The sequence below is a fragment of the Shewanella aestuarii genome (assembly GCF_011765625.1).
GTDB lineage: Bacteria > Pseudomonadota > Gammaproteobacteria > Enterobacterales > Shewanellaceae > Shewanella > Shewanella aestuarii_A.
On record NZ_CP050313.1, the window covers coordinates 2,775,211 to 2,795,466 of the forward strand.

At 39.0% G+C, this 20,256-nt stretch carries 18 protein-coding genes and 1 pseudogene; all 19 read right to left on the minus strand.

The features are described 5' to 3' along the window. Positions 1-20: 20 nt before the first annotated feature. The 19 genes and pseudogenes from HBH39_RS12150 to HBH39_RS12240 all read right to left on the minus strand — a co-directional run bounded on the left by HBH39_RS12150 (position 21) and on the right by HBH39_RS12240 (position 20,209). Positions 21-899, minus strand: coding sequence for a hypothetical protein (locus tag HBH39_RS12150; RefSeq protein WP_167678633.1), 879 nt, complete (start codon positions 897-899; stop codon positions 21-23). Continuing rightward, positions 874-1,575: a PilW family protein gene (locus tag HBH39_RS12155; protein ID WP_167678635.1), complete on the minus strand. Its 702-nt coding sequence runs from the start codon at positions 1,573-1,575 to the stop codon at positions 874-876. Before HBH39_RS12155 ends, HBH39_RS12150 begins: the two co-directional genes overlap by 26 nt. Continuing rightward, positions 1,560-1,985, minus strand: coding sequence for a PulJ/GspJ family protein (locus tag HBH39_RS12160; RefSeq protein WP_167678637.1), 426 nt, complete (start codon positions 1,983-1,985; stop codon positions 1,560-1,562). Before HBH39_RS12160 ends, HBH39_RS12155 begins: the two co-directional genes overlap by 16 nt. Beyond that, positions 1,975-2,379 carry a prepilin-type N-terminal cleavage/methylation domain-containing protein gene (locus tag HBH39_RS12165; protein ID WP_167678639.1) on the minus strand — a complete coding sequence of 135 codons (405 nt, stop codon included), beginning with the start codon at positions 2,377-2,379 and terminating at the stop codon, positions 1,975-1,977. Before HBH39_RS12165 ends, HBH39_RS12160 begins: the two co-directional genes overlap by 11 nt. Continuing rightward, positions 2,380-3,576 (minus strand): type II secretion system F family protein, encoded by a 1,197-nt coding sequence (locus HBH39_RS12170; RefSeq protein WP_167678641.1) that lies wholly within the window; start codon positions 3,574-3,576, stop codon positions 2,380-2,382. Beyond that, positions 3,576-5,234, minus strand: a complete 1,659-nt coding sequence (locus HBH39_RS12175; protein ID WP_167678643.1) for a GspE/PulE family protein — start codon at positions 5,232-5,234, stop codon at positions 3,576-3,578. Before HBH39_RS12175 ends, HBH39_RS12170 begins: the two co-directional genes overlap by 1 nt. Beyond that, positions 5,231-5,644, minus strand: a complete 414-nt coding sequence (gene gspG / locus HBH39_RS12180; RefSeq protein WP_167678645.1) for a type II secretion system major pseudopilin GspG — start codon at positions 5,642-5,644, stop codon at positions 5,231-5,233. The genes HBH39_RS12175 and gspG overlap by 4 nt, the downstream gene beginning before the upstream one ends. A 21-nt stretch (positions 5,645-5,665) precedes the next feature. Beyond that, positions 5,666-8,400 (minus strand): annotated as a pseudogene (locus tag HBH39_RS12185) (SLBB domain-containing protein). Positions 8,401-8,858: 458 nt separating this feature from the next. Further along, entirely contained in the window at positions 8,859-9,350 is a 492-nt protein-coding gene (gene rfaH / locus HBH39_RS12190) for a transcription/translation regulatory transformer protein RfaH (protein ID WP_167678647.1), read from the minus strand. A 558-nt stretch (positions 9,351-9,908) separates the two neighbouring features. Beyond that, positions 9,909-10,058, minus strand: a complete 150-nt coding sequence (locus HBH39_RS12195) for a hypothetical protein (protein WP_167678650.1) — start codon at positions 10,056-10,058, stop codon at positions 9,909-9,911. Positions 10,059-10,464: 406 nt separating this feature from the next. Beyond that, a complete protein-coding gene (locus HBH39_RS12200; RefSeq protein WP_167678652.1) occupies positions 10,465-10,944 on the minus strand; it encodes an Hsp20 family protein in 480 nt (159 codons plus the stop codon). A 562-nt stretch (positions 10,945-11,506) separates the two neighbouring features. Beyond that, entirely contained in the window at positions 11,507-12,862 is a 1,356-nt protein-coding gene (glmM, locus tag HBH39_RS12205) for a phosphoglucosamine mutase (RefSeq protein WP_167680068.1), read from the minus strand. Positions 12,863-12,942: 80 nt separating this feature from the next. Next, positions 12,943-13,821: a UTP--glucose-1-phosphate uridylyltransferase GalU gene (gene galU / locus HBH39_RS12210; protein WP_167678654.1), complete on the minus strand. Its 879-nt coding sequence runs from the start codon at positions 13,819-13,821 to the stop codon at positions 12,943-12,945. A gap of 469 nt (positions 13,822-14,290) precedes the next feature. Then, on the minus strand, positions 14,291-14,854 hold the full coding sequence (locus HBH39_RS12215; RefSeq protein WP_167678656.1) for a DUF4136 domain-containing protein: 564 nt from the start codon (positions 14,852-14,854) through the stop codon (positions 14,291-14,293). A gap of 136 nt (positions 14,855-14,990) precedes the next feature. After that, the gene (locus HBH39_RS12220) at positions 14,991-16,733 is read right to left on the minus strand and encodes a sugar phosphorylase (RefSeq protein ID WP_167678659.1); all 1,743 of its coding nucleotides are present in this window, start codon (positions 16,731-16,733) and stop codon (positions 14,991-14,993) included. 51 nt (positions 16,734-16,784) lie between these two features. Then, a complete protein-coding gene (locus HBH39_RS12225) occupies positions 16,785-18,005 on the minus strand; it encodes a glycosyl transferase (protein WP_167678661.1) in 1,221 nt (406 codons plus the stop codon). 1 nt (position 18,006) lies between these two features. Next, the gene (locus HBH39_RS12230) at positions 18,007-18,882 is read right to left on the minus strand and encodes an HAD-IIB family hydrolase (RefSeq protein WP_167678663.1); all 876 of its coding nucleotides are present in this window, start codon (positions 18,880-18,882) and stop codon (positions 18,007-18,009) included. 299 nt (positions 18,883-19,181) lie between these two features. After that, positions 19,182-19,604: a Holliday junction resolvase RuvX gene (gene ruvX, locus HBH39_RS12235; RefSeq protein WP_167678665.1), complete on the minus strand. Its 423-nt coding sequence runs from the start codon at positions 19,602-19,604 to the stop codon at positions 19,182-19,184. Between the two features lie 44 nt (positions 19,605-19,648). Then, positions 19,649-20,209 (minus strand): YqgE/AlgH family protein, encoded by a 561-nt coding sequence (locus HBH39_RS12240; protein WP_167678667.1) that lies wholly within the window; start codon positions 20,207-20,209, stop codon positions 19,649-19,651. Positions 20,210-20,256: the final 47 nt, after the last annotated feature.

The window sequence follows — 20,256 nt, forward strand, 5'->3', positions numbered from 1 at the left end:
AGCATTTCGTATAGGAATTGTTAGATATTTCTCTCTTGCAACAACATGGTGTATGGTTTGCTTCTTGGTTGTAACATTATATCTAAACTACGATTGACTTCGATTTGATTCACTTTTGTTCGTATATCCACTCTAAAAATTCCAATTGGTGACATCTGCACATTTAATAAAAAGCTATCATAATCTTGTCTACCAGTTAACTCTGTCAATAATGTTCTGCTCATCGGCCCAACCAATCTCTGCTCAATAATTGCATTAACAACATTGACATCGTACATTATCGGAAGCAAGTCATTTGGAATCGTAAGTGGATTCATAAATGTTGTTGGGTATATGGTTGATGTTGCAACCATTTTTGAGATCATCTTAGGTGGAACCCCAAGAGAACTATACTCATGCTGTAAAAACAGCAGATTTCTTTTAATTTTATCAGTTCCAGAATCCCACTCTGTAGATTTAGAACTTTTGTACTGTAATTTATTTATTTTTTCAGCCACATCTCTGGCCAATTCATCCGACATTCCAATCGCTGACAACCAACGTCTATGGCTAGCTTCCCCCATGAGATTAACAGGGTACAAACCTGCTACATCTTGTATTTCAACAGTGATCCCATCTCTTAACTTAAAAGGTTGACTATAAAGGTTCCAACCTTTGGGTAAGCCAATTGCCCTTGATGAACTCATATCGCTGACACTTAGCAGATACATAATCTCAGATTTAGCTGAATCAAGCTTTAAATCAGCTTCAATTCTTTCAGAAAAACCCTTAGCAATCTCGACTTGATCTCTTGCATTGTAACTAAAACCAATTGCCATAACAGTAATAAGTAATGTGATTAATAGCGCTTGTAGCAATGCGATACCTTTTTGCTTAGATATCATCATTTCTCCCGTCATTCCATAATAACCACTTTGGATGCTGATCGACTAACGCAAACTCCCAATGAGTTTTCTTATCCCCATTTGATAAAATGACTTTTATTTTCTCAGGTAAAAGTCCTTTTTCAAGACTGTTGTAGTTTCGATACCACCCACGATCTTTTTCACCAATAGGAGCGGAAATTTCTCTTGCTTTCACTTCATTTGAATACCAACCAAAGTATTCAAATTGAATATCAGAATAACCATCTAAAACAATAAATTGATGTGTAAAATCAAAATCCTGTTCTAAACTAATGAACACTTCCCTATACATTAACCATTCTTCATAAGTTAATGAGTAGGAAAAATTTGGATCTTGGTTTACTGAAAATCGTACTACTGCTGGAGTAGAAACATCAAACATCGCATTTTGCACGACACCAACAAAGCCATCACTATTACCTTCAAAATAAATACGGGCATTTCCAGTGGTATTTTCCACCACATAAGGGAAAATACCACGCATGAGTCTTGGCATTAGTGCGTTTTGCTTAGCTTTATAAAAAGACTGGTTAAATCGGCCAAGATCTTGGCCCCATTTGTTACTGAATGTTGAGTAAGCGTAGCTTCCTATCAACACGGTTAGAGACATAATTGTTAATGCTACAAGAAGCTCCACCAATGAAAAGCCTCTATCTATTTTTCCTGCCATCTAAATAACCTGTAATTGAAAACTTTTTGAAAGTTTCCCATTTGAAGAGTTAATGCTATACCCCAATTTTGGTATAATGTGTCAGGACGAATAAAATCACCATCAGGTCCAAGAATAATCTGCCCTTTACTTTCGGCCAACTTTTCCGCTTTCCAATGATATTTAATCTGGTCAATGCTACCTTGTCCGCTATACCCTTCTTCAGAGAGTGAAGGGCCGCTATCAAATTGCTTTTGTATATCGGTCTTTATTAAACCTACAACTTGATGAATTTGAATACTTCTCTCAGCCACTCGACTAGAGTTCAAAGCGCCACGATATACCATTGTCATCGCACTCAATACGATAAACAAAATAAAAGAGGCAAGTAACACTTCTAGTAATGTAAAGCCCGACTGTCTATTTTTCATGACTTGCTTTAACTAAATTAAGAACGCGTTTTTGAGAACCGGCTAAAAGCTCTAACTGTGAAATATTTGGCAAACCTAAAGGACCATAAACAAGACGTTGCTTAGGAAAGCTTATAAATTCGAATTGGTATGTTGTTGTTTGTTTACCCATTTCTATCTTTAAATTTGAACCATTAAAATCCAAAAAAACATTAGTTTCATTAATAAATGCCTTTGATGAATAAAGCTTTAAACGACTTTCGAGCCTAAATTGCTCATTTCTTGCTTGAGAAGATTCAATTGTTTTGACTAGCGGTGGGGCCATCAATGACATCACCACTCCCACAATGACTAAGATCACCAATAACTCAATTAGTGTAAAGCCTCTGGATGAATGACCTACATTATTTGTCATTTAGAAACTAATATCGTTGACAGAGACAATACTTAATAACATAACAACAACCACCCCACCAACAATACCGCCCATCACTAGAATGAGAAGAGGCTCAAGTAAAGATGTAAATTTAGTCGCCCAGCTTTGAAAGTCATCTCTAGAACGCTCTGCGATCTCGTCAAATACAGGAGATAACTGCCCGCTTTCCTCTCCAACTTCTAATAAAGAGACATAGAAGTCTGGATAGATGACACTTTTAGAAAGAGATTCAGTTAATCCAGAACCTTTTCTTATCGCATTACCGGCACTTTGTAAGCCACTGCGTATCTCGCTATGACCAACACTTTCGGTGGCTAATTCAATTGCCTTATCAACACTAATCCCAGCATTCATCATCATAGACATGGCCGCATTAAATCGAATACGCTCAACCATTACCACGACTTTTTTAACTAGCGGCGCTTTAGCAATGAGATGATCAAACTTAGCTTTATCAGATTCGCGTTGATAGTAAAGGAAAGCAATAAAACCAATTAGCGCAATTCCGACATAGATTTGATAATTTTGTACCCAATCACTTACGTCTAGTAATAACTGCGTATAAAAAGGGAGGTTTTTCATTCCTTCAAATAATCCACTCATTTGAGGAACAATGTAATTGAACACAAATAAGATACAGCTGACACACACTACCAAAATAACTGAAGGGTAAGTCAACGCTTGAATAAGGCTACGTTTGAGATCCCGCCTGAAACGTAAATCTTCAGACAACTTTGCAAAAACCCGATCCAAGGTACCACTTGCTTCGCCCAGCTTCACCATACTGACATACAAATTATCAAAAATTTTAGGGTGCTTACTACAAACAGCAGCAATTCCTTCACCACGCTTTATATCTGTATGCATTTGCGTTAGCAGAACAGATAAGGCTCCACGGCTCTTATTCTTAGCTAAAAGCCCTATCGCCCTATCAATTCTCACTCCACTTTTTAAAAGTAGCGCCAACTCAGAAGTGACAAACTCCAGATCGTCAAGGTTTACAGAGCGCTTATTTAATGAGATCCCAGTATTGGTCGACTTCTTCTCACTAATAGATATTGGCTTAAGCTTTTGTGCAATTAACAACCGTTTTGCTTTTTCAAGATTATCAGCATCTAACTCGCCATTAATTTTTGCTCCATGAGAGTCATACGCGATATATGTGTAAGACGCCATTAACCTGCTACCCTTATGACTTCTTCAACGGTTGAAATGCCAATAATTGCTTTGTATAAACCATCTTCCATTAAGGTTCTTCTTCCTAGCTTACGATTATGCTCTTTGGCTTTTAATACAAACTGCGTATCTTTTGGGATAGCTTTGAGTTCATCATCACAACGTAAGTACTCGATGACGGCAGTTCGCCCCTTATATCCACTGCCAGAACACTTGTCACAACCGACAGATTCAAAAAGATTGATCTTCTCAACACCGGATTGTTGTGCAATTTTCTTAAGATTATATTTTTCAATAAGGGCTGGGGCATTGCTATGTGGTCTTGCACAGTGAACGCAAAGTTTTCTCGCAAGTCGTTGAGCGACAATAGATACAATTGCCGCATTCAGTAGAAACTCTTCAACACCTAAGTCCATTAAACGAGTGTAGGCACTTGGTGCATCATTTGTATGAACCGTACTGAATACTAAATGCCCTGTTAAAGAAGATTGCATCGCAATACGCGCAGTTTCTTGATCTCGAATTTCACCAACCATAATGATGTCTGGATCTTGCCTTACAATACTACGAATACCTGCAGAGAAATCAAAGCCGATTTCAGGTTTAACTTGAACCTGGTTAATCCCATCGAGTTGGTATTCCACAGGATCTTCCAAGGTTATGATCTTAACTTCAGGCGTATTCAACTCATTCAAGAAAGTATATAGACTTGTAGTTTTACCACTACCGGTTGGTCCTGTTAATAAAATAACACCGGCGGTATTTAATAGATCTTCTCGAATATAAGATTGGATATCTTCAGACAATCCTAATACGGACATGTCATATGTAACCGAGTCTTTTCTAAGGAAGCGCAGCACAATACTTTCTGACTCATTTAGCGGTAATGCAGAAACACGTATATCAAGATCCGAATTTGCTATTCGCATCTCAATTTTACCGTCTTGCGGACGACGCTTCTCGGCAATATCCATACCAGAAAGGATTTTCAATCTAGACACTAAGGGTAATTGTAATCGACTTGAAATTGATTCGACTTCATGTAGAACACCATCTATTCGAAAACGTGCTCGGTATCTGCCCTGCCAAGGTTCTAGATGCATATCAGAGGCACCAGCCTTTACTGCACGCGTAATGAGTGAGTTCAGTAGGTTTACAACCGGCGCTTCACTGGCAAGCTCTCGAAGTTTATCTTCTTCAATATCCGTAAGTTCATTCAAATCATCCATTGAATGACTCATTGATATATCAATGCGATTACTTAACGTCTGGATCTCTGAATTATGAGTAAGCAATACACTGTATTCAAAGTTCTGCTTTTGTAGATACTGCCTAACTTCTAAATCATACGGAGTCGCTGTAACAAATGACAATTGAGGCTCATCACTATAGATAAACCATTTTTTAGCTTCTAAAAATTCACTGTCGCAATTGAACTTTTCCGTTTTTAAAATAGCCGCGTCTATCTCATCAGCAGCACATATCTTAATATTCAATAACTGAGAGTAAATATCGACAACAGAATCCTCAGATAATGCTCCCATATTGACAAGTAACTGCTCTAATCGTCCACCATATTTTTTCTGGTAAACAGTAGCTTTTTCAATATCAGCTTCTGAGACTTTTGCCTGTTTTAATAGCTCATTCAATCTGCTCATCGATGGATAATATCCGCATCATCGCCTTCACCGCCTTCTTGACCATCACGGCCATATGAAAACAAAGTAAACGGCTCACCATTATTCGTTGTACGAGAATAATTGTATGGATTACCCCAAGGGTCTAAAGGCACATCTCTTGGTAAATATGGTCCATCCCAACCAGGCTTATTAGATGTTCTCAGCTCAGATAGACTCTCTGGATATGAACCAATATCTAAACGATAAGTATCAAGCGATGTTTGTAACATTTCCATCTGTGCTTGAGCAGTCTTAATTTTAGATGAATCGACTTTAGAAAACATTGTTGGCGCGACGAGCGACATTAATAGCCCCAAAATCACAATCACAATCAATAGTTCAATTAATGTAAAACCTTTAGTTTTTTTAACTTTTAAAATTTTAAACATACAACTTACATCCTAATAAATCTATAAGCCTGAAATAGTCGCTAGCGCAACAGCTGAGTTATACACAATTTGAGTAATCTGAGTCCAAAGTGTCAAATTATCTTTATATTCAGTATCAAGCGGAACAATAATCGTATCTCCTGGAGAGAGTTGTGCATGACTGTTAAACCATAAGCTTCTATTAGGTAACATTACTGAACCATCTGCTTTTATGATATATGTCCGACTGGCATCCGCACGCTCCCTTGGACCACCAGACATCGCAAGATACTGTTCAAAATCCAGCCCCTCTTTAAAGCGATGTGTCGCTTGATGTTGAACTTCTCCCATTACGGCTATCGTCTGTCTTATTGATGGAACATAAAGAACATCACTATTTTCAAGTTGAAGATCAGCTTCAGGTATTCCCAATTTAATAGCATTAAGATCAACTACCAAACGTCCAACAGCTTTAATACTCTCTAGATCCTCGAGCATTAACTGAGCATCCGAGTAATTAACCACCGTGCCGTCTTTTGATACTCCTCGAGAAGCGATATCCCGACGTAATTGATCTGCTAATTTTTGAATCTCAAGTTGTTCTTGATTTTTAATTGACTCACGAACAAATACGGCTGCATTGGGATAAGCATAATTAGTAAATCCACCCGCCCGTTCGAGTACATTTGATAACGTCTCACCACGTCGAATAGTATAAGTACCAGGGAATTTTACTTCTCCACGAATTTCTACCATCTTCCTTTCTTGCCATTCAGGAGTCGTCATGATGGTTAACATGTCACGGCTTTTAAGTTGAATATTATCTTCAGAGTTGTTCTGATATACACCATTGATACTAATATTTTTATGAATAACATCTGCTGTTTCAGACGAATTTCTTGTGCGGGTTAATTCAGCCCTTTCAGTATAAGCGCCTTCTTGTAACCCGCCAGATGCCTTCAAAAGTTCAGCAATGTATGCATTTTTAGTCAGCGGGTAAATACCAGGGTGACGAACTTTTCCTGAAATCCCTACAACGGCAACATCCCTACCACCTTTGACCTGTTGTGTTAATTTCCCTAAAACAGGGTAAAGCAACTCACTACGTTTCATTGCACCACTAAGGTTTATCAAATCTTTATCATCAAAAAGGTTCGCTAACATTTTTTCAACTTCATTACGAAGTAAATCATCCTTTACTTCAATTGCTCCTGTTATTGCGACACCTGCGATTGAACTTGTATATTTTCCTGATGAATTATTATTTAACGCATTAAAACCTGATTCAAAAGCATCAGCACCAACCAGCTTTTCCCCTTTCAAGGAAGATATTTTTTCAACTCTACTTTTAACCAAACGATTTAGCTCATAACGATTAAGCGTCTTATCATCAAAATTAAAAACAATAACTTTATCTCGAGGCTCAAGGACAAGGTTATCTTTTGAAAAAGGTTCATTAATTGCTTTCCCTGGAGAGAATTGTAAAACTTCAATATCACCATATTGATTTATTTCTCTCACGATTAATGCATATTCTAAGTCTGCATTTGCAGACATATCCCCCAGATTGAAGGGATTAAATCGTTTACCTTCTGACCTAAAGTCCACTGATACTTGCCAGGTCGAACAACAGCACCAATCAAAGTCACTGCATCTTCAAACTGAGATGATGCACTTTTAACATGAATAAAATCACCAGCTTTGGCCTTGACCGACTTTCCTTTACTCGTTGTAACATCAACATTAATAATTGTTTTAAGCCCGTTTGAATTGTATCGTTCAACACTCGTTAACTTAGCATAACCATCTTTATCAATGCCTGCTGCCATATCGATAACATCACTAATAGTCTCCCCTGGCATCAATTCATAGATTGCGGGGCGACGCACTTCTCCAGCGATACTGACTAAACTACCCACAGCAGGAATAAATACCACATCACCTGAACGCAAACTGATATCACCTGATGCATCGCCGCGAAGTAACAGGTTGTAAAGATCAAACTTCCCAACTAACTTACCATTGCGTTTAACTTGAATACCTCTAAGGCTTCCTATTTCATTTACACCACCAGCAACGAAAAGCGCTTGAGTAACCGTAGATAGACTCGATACTGTATACGAACCCGGCTTGTAAGCATCACCAGCAACAAAAATACGAATTGATCGTAATTCTCCCATGGTAATGTTTGACTCAATACCAATCATTTGTTGTTTAATGCGCTGTTGCAATAAATCTCTTGCTTCAGAAAAACTTAAGCCTGTAAGCGAAATAGGTCCTAAATCAGGAAATTGAAGCGTACCATCACGATTTATTGTGAGAGTGAGTTCTTTATGTTCTTTGCCATAAAGTTGTACTTTGAATGAATCCCCAGGGCCTACCATATAACTACTTGGTACAGGAACATCCGACATAGGTGCAAAAGTTGAGGGTTCACCAGCAAACATGTCATAACCAAAGCGTTTCAATTCAAGTTTTTCATTTTCCTCTTCAAATGCTAAATCCTCTTCTTGTCTGTTTAAGGTTGATACATCTTGTTCAACCCTTTTTCGATTAACCAGATCTGGATTCGTCATTGTCTCCTGCGGTTTCGAAGAACCACTCAGTACGGAAGGATCAATGCCATATTGCTGAGCAATTCTTTGCTGCTCTGATGGAGGTAATTTCTTGAATTGTTCGATCATTTGCGGTGAGGGAGTGATCGCTTGTGCAGAGCTTCCCAGAATAATAAAAGCTGATAATCCAGCTATTAGCAATTTAATGGTTTTAAGTCGCACCAGTTATCTCCAATAGTATATAACATTTCTAAACAATTGTTTTTTGTGTTTTTTTATAACTTTCTTAATTCAAGCAAATATTTTTGATACCGCATATTGCGTTTCGCTAGGACATGGTTTGCCATTACACCATTGACTCTTTATCGCTCTGAGAATTTACTTGGGTCTTTTGACAAACACTTAATCTAATATAATCTGAGCACGCTACCGCCCATAGATTACGGCTTCCATAATGCCCTTCGCATAGCGAAATCAAATTTGGGATCAACAAATCGAAAGCATCTAATCATTAGAGGATGCACTCAAAATTGTTCCGCAGTATAACTGAAGAACAGTCATATTTGTGTATATATTTCACCCAATCAAATACCACTGACAATTTATGTTATTTTCATCAGAAATTCTCTTCAATAACGATTCTAATTTGTAAGAAATGGTCTAAAAAACAGATTTGAGAGTTATAATTTAGTGATAGTTGACTCATCTACTAAAATTCTCTTTTGCTGTCCCATAATATTGAATAATACAAAGCAGCGTTTATCAGCATTTCGTTCTTCAAAAATTGCCTCCAACTCTGCAAAGGGCCCACCAACAAATGCGACCCTATCGCCCTTTTGGAATGGCTGTTCCGATGTCGGTTCGATAGCATTTACTCGAATTTTTAATGCTGCAATAATACGATCATCAATGGGCGTCATAACCTCCTTGCATCCCACTATTCTGCTTGCACCTCTTGTTGAATGTATACGACTAACACTTATCTCATTCGGATCAAATCGAATAAACAGATAATTAGGAAACAAAGGCGTTTCAACCAATTTAGAAGTGGATTTGGATTTTTTAATTTCCTTAATCATTGGTAAGTAGCTTTCGATTTGTTGAAGCATTAAATTTTGCTGAGCTCGCAATTCTTCACGAGGCTTACAGTAAAGCAGATACCAAGATTTCATATTGACTCACTATTAAAAGAATTAGTGACATTCCTTATCACCAAAAAATTTTAACAAAATGTATATCAAGGGTAAAGTTCAGGTTGACCCTTCCCCACGCTAAGGGAAGGAGAAACCTCCTGTGAAACGCTTATGCCCCTGCGCAATATTGCTCTTTGCGACATTAATGTCGCGGTCATTATGTTTACCACGATCATGACAAGTCCAGCTCTGCCTTATCGGTCAGCTATAGCGGAGCCATAGAACTAACAGGTTTGGGCGATATAGGCTTCATTATACCTACGAGATCACATTTGCATTCCAGCATATCCGACCTGCATCTATGACCGATTTTGGCATCTTTGTTTTAGCCAACTTAGTGCTTGATACATCATCTATGAAGATAGCTGCATTCTTATTTAAGAGTTTGCGATCGTATTTGTGTAATTTATTTTTGCGTTGGTTCTCCTTTTCGCATGAGTTGCCTTTACTAGCAGCTTCATAGCGGCTTGTTGGTACAGTCCTACTTGAGATCCTAACGTGCGGTAATCGCCTCTAAAGACACTTTCACCGTTTTAGTCAGTGGCCGCATCTTTCACAACCTAAATGGCTACCTAAACTGGCTAAGCCAGTGGATTGGACAGGCTCAATCTCAACAATGACATTAAGATACCAGCGGCCTCTGGCATCTTCAGTAAAGAAGGGTGATTGAAATTTATAACGAGACATTTTGTAGCTATCACATAGTTTAAAAGATTACCTACTAAAATAAACCTGACCGTTTTGAAATTGGCTGTATCAGATTTAATGAGGCTCAAACCAAGCGAGTATTTTGCACCACAAAATTTTCGCCAGCGAAGCTATTCCTTCTTAAATTATTTTCGGCCCGTCATGTACTCTTTAGAAACTTTCTGTAGCGTCTGACTATGTGATCCAAGCTCTTAGGTGCCGGCGTGAGTTTATGTTTCAATATAGAAGTCAGATAAAGAGCGGACTGCTCTCTAATGCTTCTAGATCAAGCAGTTGAAATACCCTCTATTAAAGTATATAGGACGTCTACTTAGTGAAATCGGTTTTTGAGGGGCGATATGATATTGAGTGGAGGGTGTGATCAGCACCCTCCTTCAATACCGCATCAAGCGGCTTTATCATTTTTCACTTCTTTTTCTTGTGATTGATGCGATAAAGCCTTTTGTGTTTGGTTAATTGGGATCGACTTTGGCTTCATGGCTTCTGGCACCTCTTTAACCAAAGAGATTGTCAATAAACCATTAGATAAATCCGCGCCAGTCACTTCAACGTAATCCGCTAAATTGAACTTACGTTCGAAACTGCGATTGGCTATCCCCTGATAGAGATAAGTGCGCTCATCACTTTGGCCTCGATGCCCTTTCACACTGAGTACCCCCTTCTCGACTTGGATTTCGAGATCATCTTGAGAAAAACCAGCTACGGCAACCGAAATTGCATAACGGGATTCATCAAGCACTTCAATATTATAAGGTGGATAAGCACTTGAAGAGGCATCAGATGCTAACGCGCTGTCAATCAAGGACGCTAAGCGATCGAAACCAATACTGCTGCGGTATAGTGGGCTTAAATCAACTGAGTTCATAATATATCCTCCATAGGAAGCAACATAAAATAAAGACAATTAATGGTGATTAAATCTCTGTCACAGACAACCTAACCACATAAAATATATTAAGGTCAAAAAATAAAAAACCAAGGGGTAGTGTTAGAAATTATCTTTATAAGAAGGGAATTTTTTATAAGATTTTTGCGAGATCCCTGTTTTCAGCTCTGTCAGCTAAAAAACTAACCCCAATCATGAACTTGTCTGAAAATTGTCTATCCATCAAAAGATAAACTGACCCTAGTATACCAACCAAACGAGATGATCTTAACACAGCGCGCGAAGGACGTGCGAATATAAGGGTACTGATTGTATTGTTATCTACCAGCGTGCCATTTCAAAAAAACAGATTTTAAAAACATGTGACATTTTAAATATATCGATGTGAATTTTAAGAGGTGATAAGACTACTTTTTTTAATTGGATATGAACATAAGCACAGCTCGCCTAATTATCGAACTGTGCTTATGTTCATGAATTTAAAATGGGTTTAACTGATTTAAACAAGCTAAAACAGATTAATATAATTATTAAACAGCAATTAACTGTAGCCACGTACGGCATTTGCGATATATTCGGCTTGTGCTTGCGACATCTCTGGTTCTATTGATTCAACCATTATACGAATAAGTGGTTCAGTACCCGATTTACGCAGTAAAACGCGACCATTGTCAGCTAAAATCGCTTCAGCTTCTAAGACGGCTTGTTTAACTGCATCCGAAGCAATAATTTCATCGGCACTATCTGCGGTTAAGCGAATATTGAGTAACACTTGAGGCAGCTTGGTCATGCCAGATTTAACTTCAGCAAGTGTTTGACCAGACTCAATCACAGCCTTGAGAACCTGAAGTGATGCTACAATACCATCACCAGTCGTTGCATGGTTCATATCAAGAATATGACCAGAGCCCTCACCACCTAACATCCAGCCAGTGGATTTAAGTTGTTCAACCACATAGCGATCACCCACTTTCGCACGAATAAAGGGAATATCCATTTTCTTTAAAGCTAACTCTAAACCTAAGTTAGACATTAATGTGCCCACAACTCCACCTTGCATTTCGCCTTTGGCGTGAGCCGCTTGTGCCAAAATAAATAAAATTTCGTCACCATCAACGATATGACCATGATGATCAACAAACATAACCCGATCAGCATCACCATCAAGAGCAATACCAAGATGTGCTTCGTGTACCATTACCGCCGTTTGTAAGCTATCTAAATGCGTCGCACCACAGTGGTCATTAATGTTAGTGCCATTCGGTGAATCATTAATACTAATGACTTCTGCGCCAAGCTCACGATAAACATTAGGGGCAACTTGGTAAGCAGCGCCATTTGCACTGTCTACCACAATTTTTAAGCCTGCAAGTGATAAGTGCTTAGGGAAAGTGCCTTTACAATATTCGACATAACGACCAGCTGCATCGTTAATACGACGCACTTTACCCAGTAATTCCGAAGACACGCATTCCATAGCATTATGGTTGAGTGCTTGGTCTAATAATGTTTCAATTTGTTGTTCTTGCTCATCGTTCAGTTTAGTCCCTGAATTAGAGAAAAACTTGATCCCGTTATCGTAAAAAGGATTATGTGATGCGCTAATCACGACACCCGCATCAGCTCTAAATGTAGAAGCAAGATAGGCTACCGCGGGAGTAGGCATTGGACCAATAAGTGCTACATTTATTCCCGCTGCCGACAAGCCTGCTTCGATAGCTGATTCAAACATATAGCCACTGCTGCGCGTATCTTTTCCAATTAGCACTTCTTTAGTGCCCACAGATGCCAATACTTTACCCGCAGCCCAACCCAGTTTCATCGCAAAATCCGGCGTGATAGGGAATATCCCCACTTTGCCGCGTACGCCATCAGTACCAAAATACTTACGTGTCATCATAAAAACCTAATTAACCATAATCAAAAAAGCAAAAACCAACCCTAAGGTTGGTTTGTTGGCACATTATAAATAAAAACTTAGACTAATGCTTTAATCTTTTGCGCAAATGCTTTGCCAAGCTTTTCATTACGAAGACCATACTCTACAAAAGCAGTCATATAACCTAACTTATCACCACAATCATGTGATTTTCCTGTCATATTGAACGCTTCTACGGTATCGCGCTCGATTAACATATCAATCGCATCCGTTAGCTGTATTTCATCACCGGCGCCAGCAGGCGTTTTTGCCAATAACGGCCAAATTTTTTCAGATAGTACATAACGGCCAACTACGGCTAAGTTGGAAGGTGCTTCATCAACAGCAGGCTTTTCGATCATGGCATTAATTTTTGCTGATTCACCTGGGGCAATATCCACGCCATTACAATCAGCAATACCATACTTGTTGACATCACTTTCAGGAACCGGCGCAACCATAATTTGGCTTGCTTGCGTTTCCTTATAGCGCTTTATCATAGCTGCAAGGTTTTCTGTTTTTTGATTGGCTGTAAATTCATCTAAAATGACATCAGGCAACACAACTGCAAATGGGTTATTTCCGATACATGGTTTTGCACAAAGCACTGCATGTCCAAGACCTTTTGCTTCACCTTGACGAACATGCATAATCGTCACATCTTTAGGGCAAATGGATTGTACCTCTTCCAATAGCTGACGTTTAACACGTTTTTCTAGTTGAGATTCTAATTCATATGATTTATCAAAGTGGTTTTCGATCGCATTTTTACTAGCATGAGTAACTAACACGATTTCTTTCGCTCCGGCCAAAACGCATTCATTGACAATATACTGAATGAGTGGTTTATCAACAATTGGCAACATCTCTTTCGGGATAGCCTTGGTTGCAGGTAGCATACGCGTTCCTAGACCTGCAACAGGGATAACAACTTTCATAAATACCTTCTTAATAAAAATGAACAGCGAAAAGCTATCTTAAAAACAAAAAAATTAAACAAAATTAAGAGTCATTAATAATTGAAATAATCATAACACAGCATAAAAATTGATTATGGGATCTATTATTTCAAGTTAATTAGAGGCAGATTTTCACTTAAAAACACGTCATGCTATGATAACAACAGCTTAGTTTAACTGTCTTTGGAACTATCATAGCGTGACTAAAAGGTGAGTTTTTACACTTTTACATCTCAGCCTTTAATAACAGAGTGAGACACTTTTTCTCCATTTTGAGACAGCGATATCATCACTATCCCTCGTAGAGCCTAGATTTCATGTTTTTTCTTAAAACAGTCCCAATAGGCTCTTAAAAATAAATATATTTATTTCCCTATTTTGTCTTGTTTACTCAAAATATTTTTATTCCACTTTATTTAAATCACTACAACAAATTAGTTATTAATGATTATTTATCCATTTTAGGTGGATAATTAACCATAACAGCTGCAATGGCTTCATTAATAATGGCTACGCGTTCTGCTGGTGTATTTTTGTCACGAATTGTATCAGCAACGGTACCACGCCAAATTAGCTTATCAGTTTTGTTATCGACTAAGTCAATCATTAAGGTGCCAACGTCGTATTCACGCACTGTGGTTTGGGTTTGCATTCCAGTTCCCCAACCTACGCCCCAACGAGGGCCGTAATAAGGGTTATAACCAAAACTGGTGTTGAAAGTATCAACATTGATTTTTTTATCCACTTTAGTGATGTAGTTTACTAGCAAATCCGCTGATTCGGGATCTGCAGCCGTCATCCCTTTTTGTGTTAATTCATTATTCACTGCGGCACGTACACGTTGATCCATTAAGCCATCAAGGTGATAAGTTGCATCATCATTTTTCTTTTCTACCCATGCAAAGGTTTTGTATTGGTCAAACGAGATTGCAGGGTCAAAATCTGTACTGGTTTTAAGCGAGCTACAAGCCGTTAAGGCAAGTGCTGAAATAATCACTAATAGCTTTTTCATAGAAACTCCGAAAACACAACTTTGATTAACAATAGCTTATAGACAGCTAGTGGCTTGTCAAGGTTTATGGCTGTTAGTGTTTGTAAATTTAATACCGTCGTTTACTTATAAGCTGCGCCTTTAACAAAATGCCGACTCAACAATTACTAATCCACACAGTTTGGTAAGGTTGCAATGCAATGGTTTCTGTTAAGTCGGTAATTTCTTGTCCGGATATTAGATCTGTCCAGGTTTCTGTAATAATTAAATTCAGTTCACTTATAGGTAAATCCATTACCTGATCAGATATGTTACTGATGCAAAATATACTTTGTTTACGATTACGGCTTTGACGCCAAAAGCCAAATAGTTGCAAGCCTAAATGAAGTGTAAATTGTGTCGCATTGGGACTAAATGCCACTTGCTGTGTGCGCAGGTTTATTAACTTAGTCATTTCAGTTAATACTTGCGCATGTTCACTGGCATGATTAGATAACTCGGCGGTTATTTGATCAAAATCCCATCGATGACGATTAATAGAACGGTTGTGGGAAGTATTAGCCAGTTTTTCATAGTCATTACGAGTACCAAGCAAACTATGAATATAAATACCGGGTATTCCCTCTAGTGCCAACATGATGCTGTGGGCACATAAAAACCGTTGTAAACCCCAAGTATCTTTTCCCTTTGTCGTGCCTTGCAAGGCATCAAATAGCGCAATGTTCATCTCGTAGGGCTTTTGCTCGCCGGTTTCGGTGGTGCGACAAGAGATTTTACCGCCAAACATTTCCATGGTATCAACAAGGGTTTTGATTTCTTCCTCTTCTAACAAACCTTCAGCTGGGCGTAAACCCACCCCATCGTGTGAGGCAATAAAGTTAAAGTAAGTTGTCCCGTCTTGTGCTGGCGGCATGCTCATTAGCCAACGCTTTAAATATAAACAGCTCCCTGTAATAAGAGTATTGATTAATAAGGGAGGCAACGAAAAATTGTAGATAGCATGGGCTTCGTTGGCATTGCCAAAATAAGTTAAGTTTTGAGTGTTTGGTATATTAGTTTCAGTAATGATGACTGCATCATGCTGTGCATGTTCGATTAATGTACGCAGCAGGCGCACTACTTCGTGAGTTTGCGCTAAATTGATTGATTTACTCCCAACAATTTTCCATAAAAATGCTACTGCATCTAAGCGAAAGATATTCACCCCAGCATCTAAATACTGGCGAATAATCGTCACAAATTCTTGCAATACTTTAGGGTTGCTAAAGTCAAAATCCACTTGATCATGGCTAAAGGTACACCAAACATGTTTGAGGCCATTGGCGGTTTCTGTTGGTCTTAATAGGGGTGAGGTTCTGGGGCGCACAACTTGGGATAAGTCATCATCAGGCTGGGCGCAAAAAAAGTAATCGTGACCAACGCCCTCACCTTTTATGAAGTTTTCAAACCAAAGGCTGCGGCTAGAACAATGATTGATCACTAAATCTGCCATTAATCTTCTTTTGCTTGCTATGGCACTGATATCGGCCCAACTGCCTAGACCTTCGTTGACACTTGAATAGTCGATAACCGCAAAACCATCATCTGAGCTATAAGGAAAAAACGGTAATATGTGTACGCCATTAATGCAGTTAAAGTAGCTATCAATAAATTTTGCTAACGTGGTTAATGGCGCTTCGTTAGATTTAAGAATACTGTCACCGTAAGTAATCATAATGATATCTTTTTCAGACCAATGATTAGCAAATGGCTCCACCACTTGGCAGTATTCGGTAATGCGCATTATTTCAATTAACTGGGCAGCAAGTTCGCTGGTTTGCATATCAATATCAATGCCTTGATAGATACAATCAAGCTGCTGAGTTAGCTTTTGCTGTAACGCTTCAATCACTGTTGCCATTGGGTATCCCTAACTTTGTCACGACTCAATCATCAATCACTATTCATCAACCTAGTTAAATTCCGCATTATCCGCTTCAACTGCGGCTTTCAATCTTTCGAGCACATCTGGCATGGCGCTTACAACTCGACTCCATGTTGGCATAAATGGGGTTTCCATTGGGTTATCTAAAAAGCGCTGCCCTGCGGTCACAATGTTTTGAGCAAACATTTCGACAGCTTTTTCTTCTAGATGAATATCGGTTGTTAAGCCATTCATTAAGGCATCATTATGATAGGTTTCAACATAATCGAGAGCGATACGATAATAAGTGGCTTTTAAGGTACGAAATGCCTCGGTGCTAAAGGTTTCACCTTGAGTGGCCAACTTGCGATAAAACGCTTTGGTAATATCTATCGACATTTTTGATAAACCAGCTTCGGCATTGTCTAATGATAAGTCTTGATGCTTATGATCATAATTATCAGCAATATCTACTTGGCAAATGCGATTATGAGCATAATTGCGGTGCATCTCACTGAGGACGCCAATTTCAAGCCCCCAATCGCTTGGAATACGCAAGTCATTAAGTACGTCACGGCGAAAAGAAAACTCCCCCGCTAATGGGTAACGAAAACTGTCCATGTATTCTAAATATTCATTATGACCAACGACTCGTTGCAAGGCTTTAATTAATGGGGTAACTAATAAGCGTGATACACGACCGTTAATTTTGCCTTCCGATATACGGGCATAAAAACCTTTGCTGAACTCATAATTAAATTGTGGATTGGCTACCGGGTAAATCAGTCGGGCTAATAATGATTTTTCATAGGTAACGATATCGCAATCATGCAGTGCAACTGACTCTGTTTTACCCGATGCCAAAATATACCCCATGCAATACCAAACATTACGTCCTTTACCCATTTCTTGGGGGGCTAACCCTAATTCGCTAAGCTCTGCATCAAGGGCTTTTAAGCGTGGGCCATCATTCCATAGCACGCGATGATGTTGTGGCAATTGATTAAAAAAGCCTAACGCTTGTTGATACTGGTCTTTATCAGCTCTGTCTAACCCAATGACAATTTCACTTAGATAAGGGACCTCTTTCAGTTTATTGATAATTTGCGGTAATGCTTCGCCTTCTAACTCAGAGTAAAGCGATGGCAGAATTAACCCTAAAGGACGCGTTTGAGAAAACTTGATTAAGTCTTTTTCCATCTCATCATGGGTGCGTTGGGTAAGATTATGTAATGTGGTGACAATGCCATTTTGATAAAAATCAGCCATCTTATCCCTCCTTAATGGTTTTTGGTGAAATTGATGCTTTGGCTTGGGCTAAATTGGATTGCGTTGACAATATTAAGTTTTGCAAACATTCTGCCCAGCCTTTTGGGCCAAACTCAGTGCTTTTCATGCAGCTGTTTTTGGCCGAAAGTTGTGGAAAGGTATGTGCTGGCGATTTAATTTGCACTGCGATATCGGCAGCTTCAAGCATTGCGTTGTCGTTGCCGCTATCACCTAATGCAATGGTTTGTACGGCGATGTTGTACTCATCGGCATAAAGCTGAGCCAACCAGTTCATGGCTTTGCCTTTATCGTTGTCGCCACCAACATGAATAAAGCGACCACCTTGTAAAATGGTGGCGCCACAATCTTGCATTAAGGTAATAAATGCTTGTTTTGCTTTAGCATCACCTTGCCATAAAAGGGGTTCTGAATAGTGACGCACTAATGCCAGTTTGGCTTTTTCTGGCGACAGATCGGTAATTTCACATAAGGCTTCAGCGCTTAGTTCAGCAAAACCAAGGTAATCATCAGCAAACGCTTTTGCTTCATCTTTAAGTAATTTAAGCCAGTATTCACGAGGCTGACAGAAGGTTTTAACCCAGTAATAACCTTCCGAGAAAGTATCTTCTGGCTGGGTTTTAAAATAGCCTTTGGGGATATAGATAGCCGCGCCATTCTCACAAATAAATGGCGTATTAAAGCCAATAGTTTGTTGAATAGATTCCATTTCAGCAAAGGTTTTGCTGGTATTGGCAATGATGGGGATTTTGCGTTCGTTTAACGCTTCGATGACGTTGATCGCACTTGAAAAGCTGTAGTCGAAATGATCTAACAGTGTGCCGTCCATATCAGTAAAAATAAGTGGTAGCGTCGCCATAGTGGATCCCTTTTCAAATTTACCTAACTCTCTAAGATAAATTTAACGTTTCACTATGCGTGCCAAATTGAATAAAAATTTAAATAGCGCTTTCATTATATTTTTAAAAAGCATTAACCACATAAATTAATTAACAAAAGTTGATTAATCATAAAAGCGATACTTTCATTAAGATTTGGATTGCACTTAATAAGTGCAAGTTGATAAATACAAAAAGCGCACCATTGTGGTGCATTGGTGTGTCATTTCTGCTCAGATGTTCAAAGGTATATTGCTGACTTTAAACCGGTACTTATGGGCTAACCATACTGATTTTCAAAATAGCTTTCAATAATCAGTACCGCTGATATGGCATCAACTTGCCCCTTGGTTAAGGCTTTAAAACCACCTAATTCAAATAGGCGCGCTTTGGCATCAGTTGTGGTTAATCGTTCATCTTGGGTTGTCACTTTCACACCAAATCGACCATTTATTCGATTGGCAAACTTTTGCGCCCGTTTCGTCATTTCTTGTTCTGTGCCATCCATATTTAATGGCAAGCCAACCACAACTAAATCCGGTTGCCACTCTTTAAGTAACTTTTCAATCTCATCCCAGTTTGGAATACCATCAACCGCTTTAATTGAGGTTAATGGATTGGCACTGCCGGTTATCGCTTGCCCAATCGCAATGCCGATACTTTTGGTGCCATAGTCAAAACCTAAAACGGTTTGTGGTTGCATAGTTTTCTCATTAAAAAGTGCTAGGTTGTGTTTTTCAGTGCTTATTAAGCATGACCAACTTGATTAGAAAGTTGCCACATATCAAAACCTAATTGTTTAGAGGCGATTTCCCACAAGTGCTCAGGGTTCTTGTTATATAGCAGATCAGGCGTGGCTTTAATGGTTAGCCAGGTATTTTCAGCTAACTCTTGCTCTAGTTGATCTTTGCCCCACCCCGCATAACCTAATGCCACTAGATAATTGCTCGGCGAGTTTTTGGTACCAATAGCAGATAACACATCGCGGGAGGTGGTTAACATGCAATCGTCACTCACTTTATGACTGTTTATCCAATCTGATTGTGGCGTATGCAATACAAAACCTCGGTCTGGTGCCACAGGACCGCCAACCAATACTTGAGAGTTAATTTGAAATGCCAACTCAGCCGGTGGATTTAAGCCCATCTGCTCAAGTAAGTCTTCAAGTTCTAGGCCGATTGGGCGATTGATTATTAGCCCCATTGCGCCTTTATCATCATGTTCACATAAATAAATCACGCTTCGCTCAAAAAAGGTTTCTTCAAGCGATGGCATAGCAATAAGTAAATGGCCTTGTAAACTGTCCATTGTCGCCCCCTATTGAACAAGAACTAGTGAGGTAAGAATATCTGAGT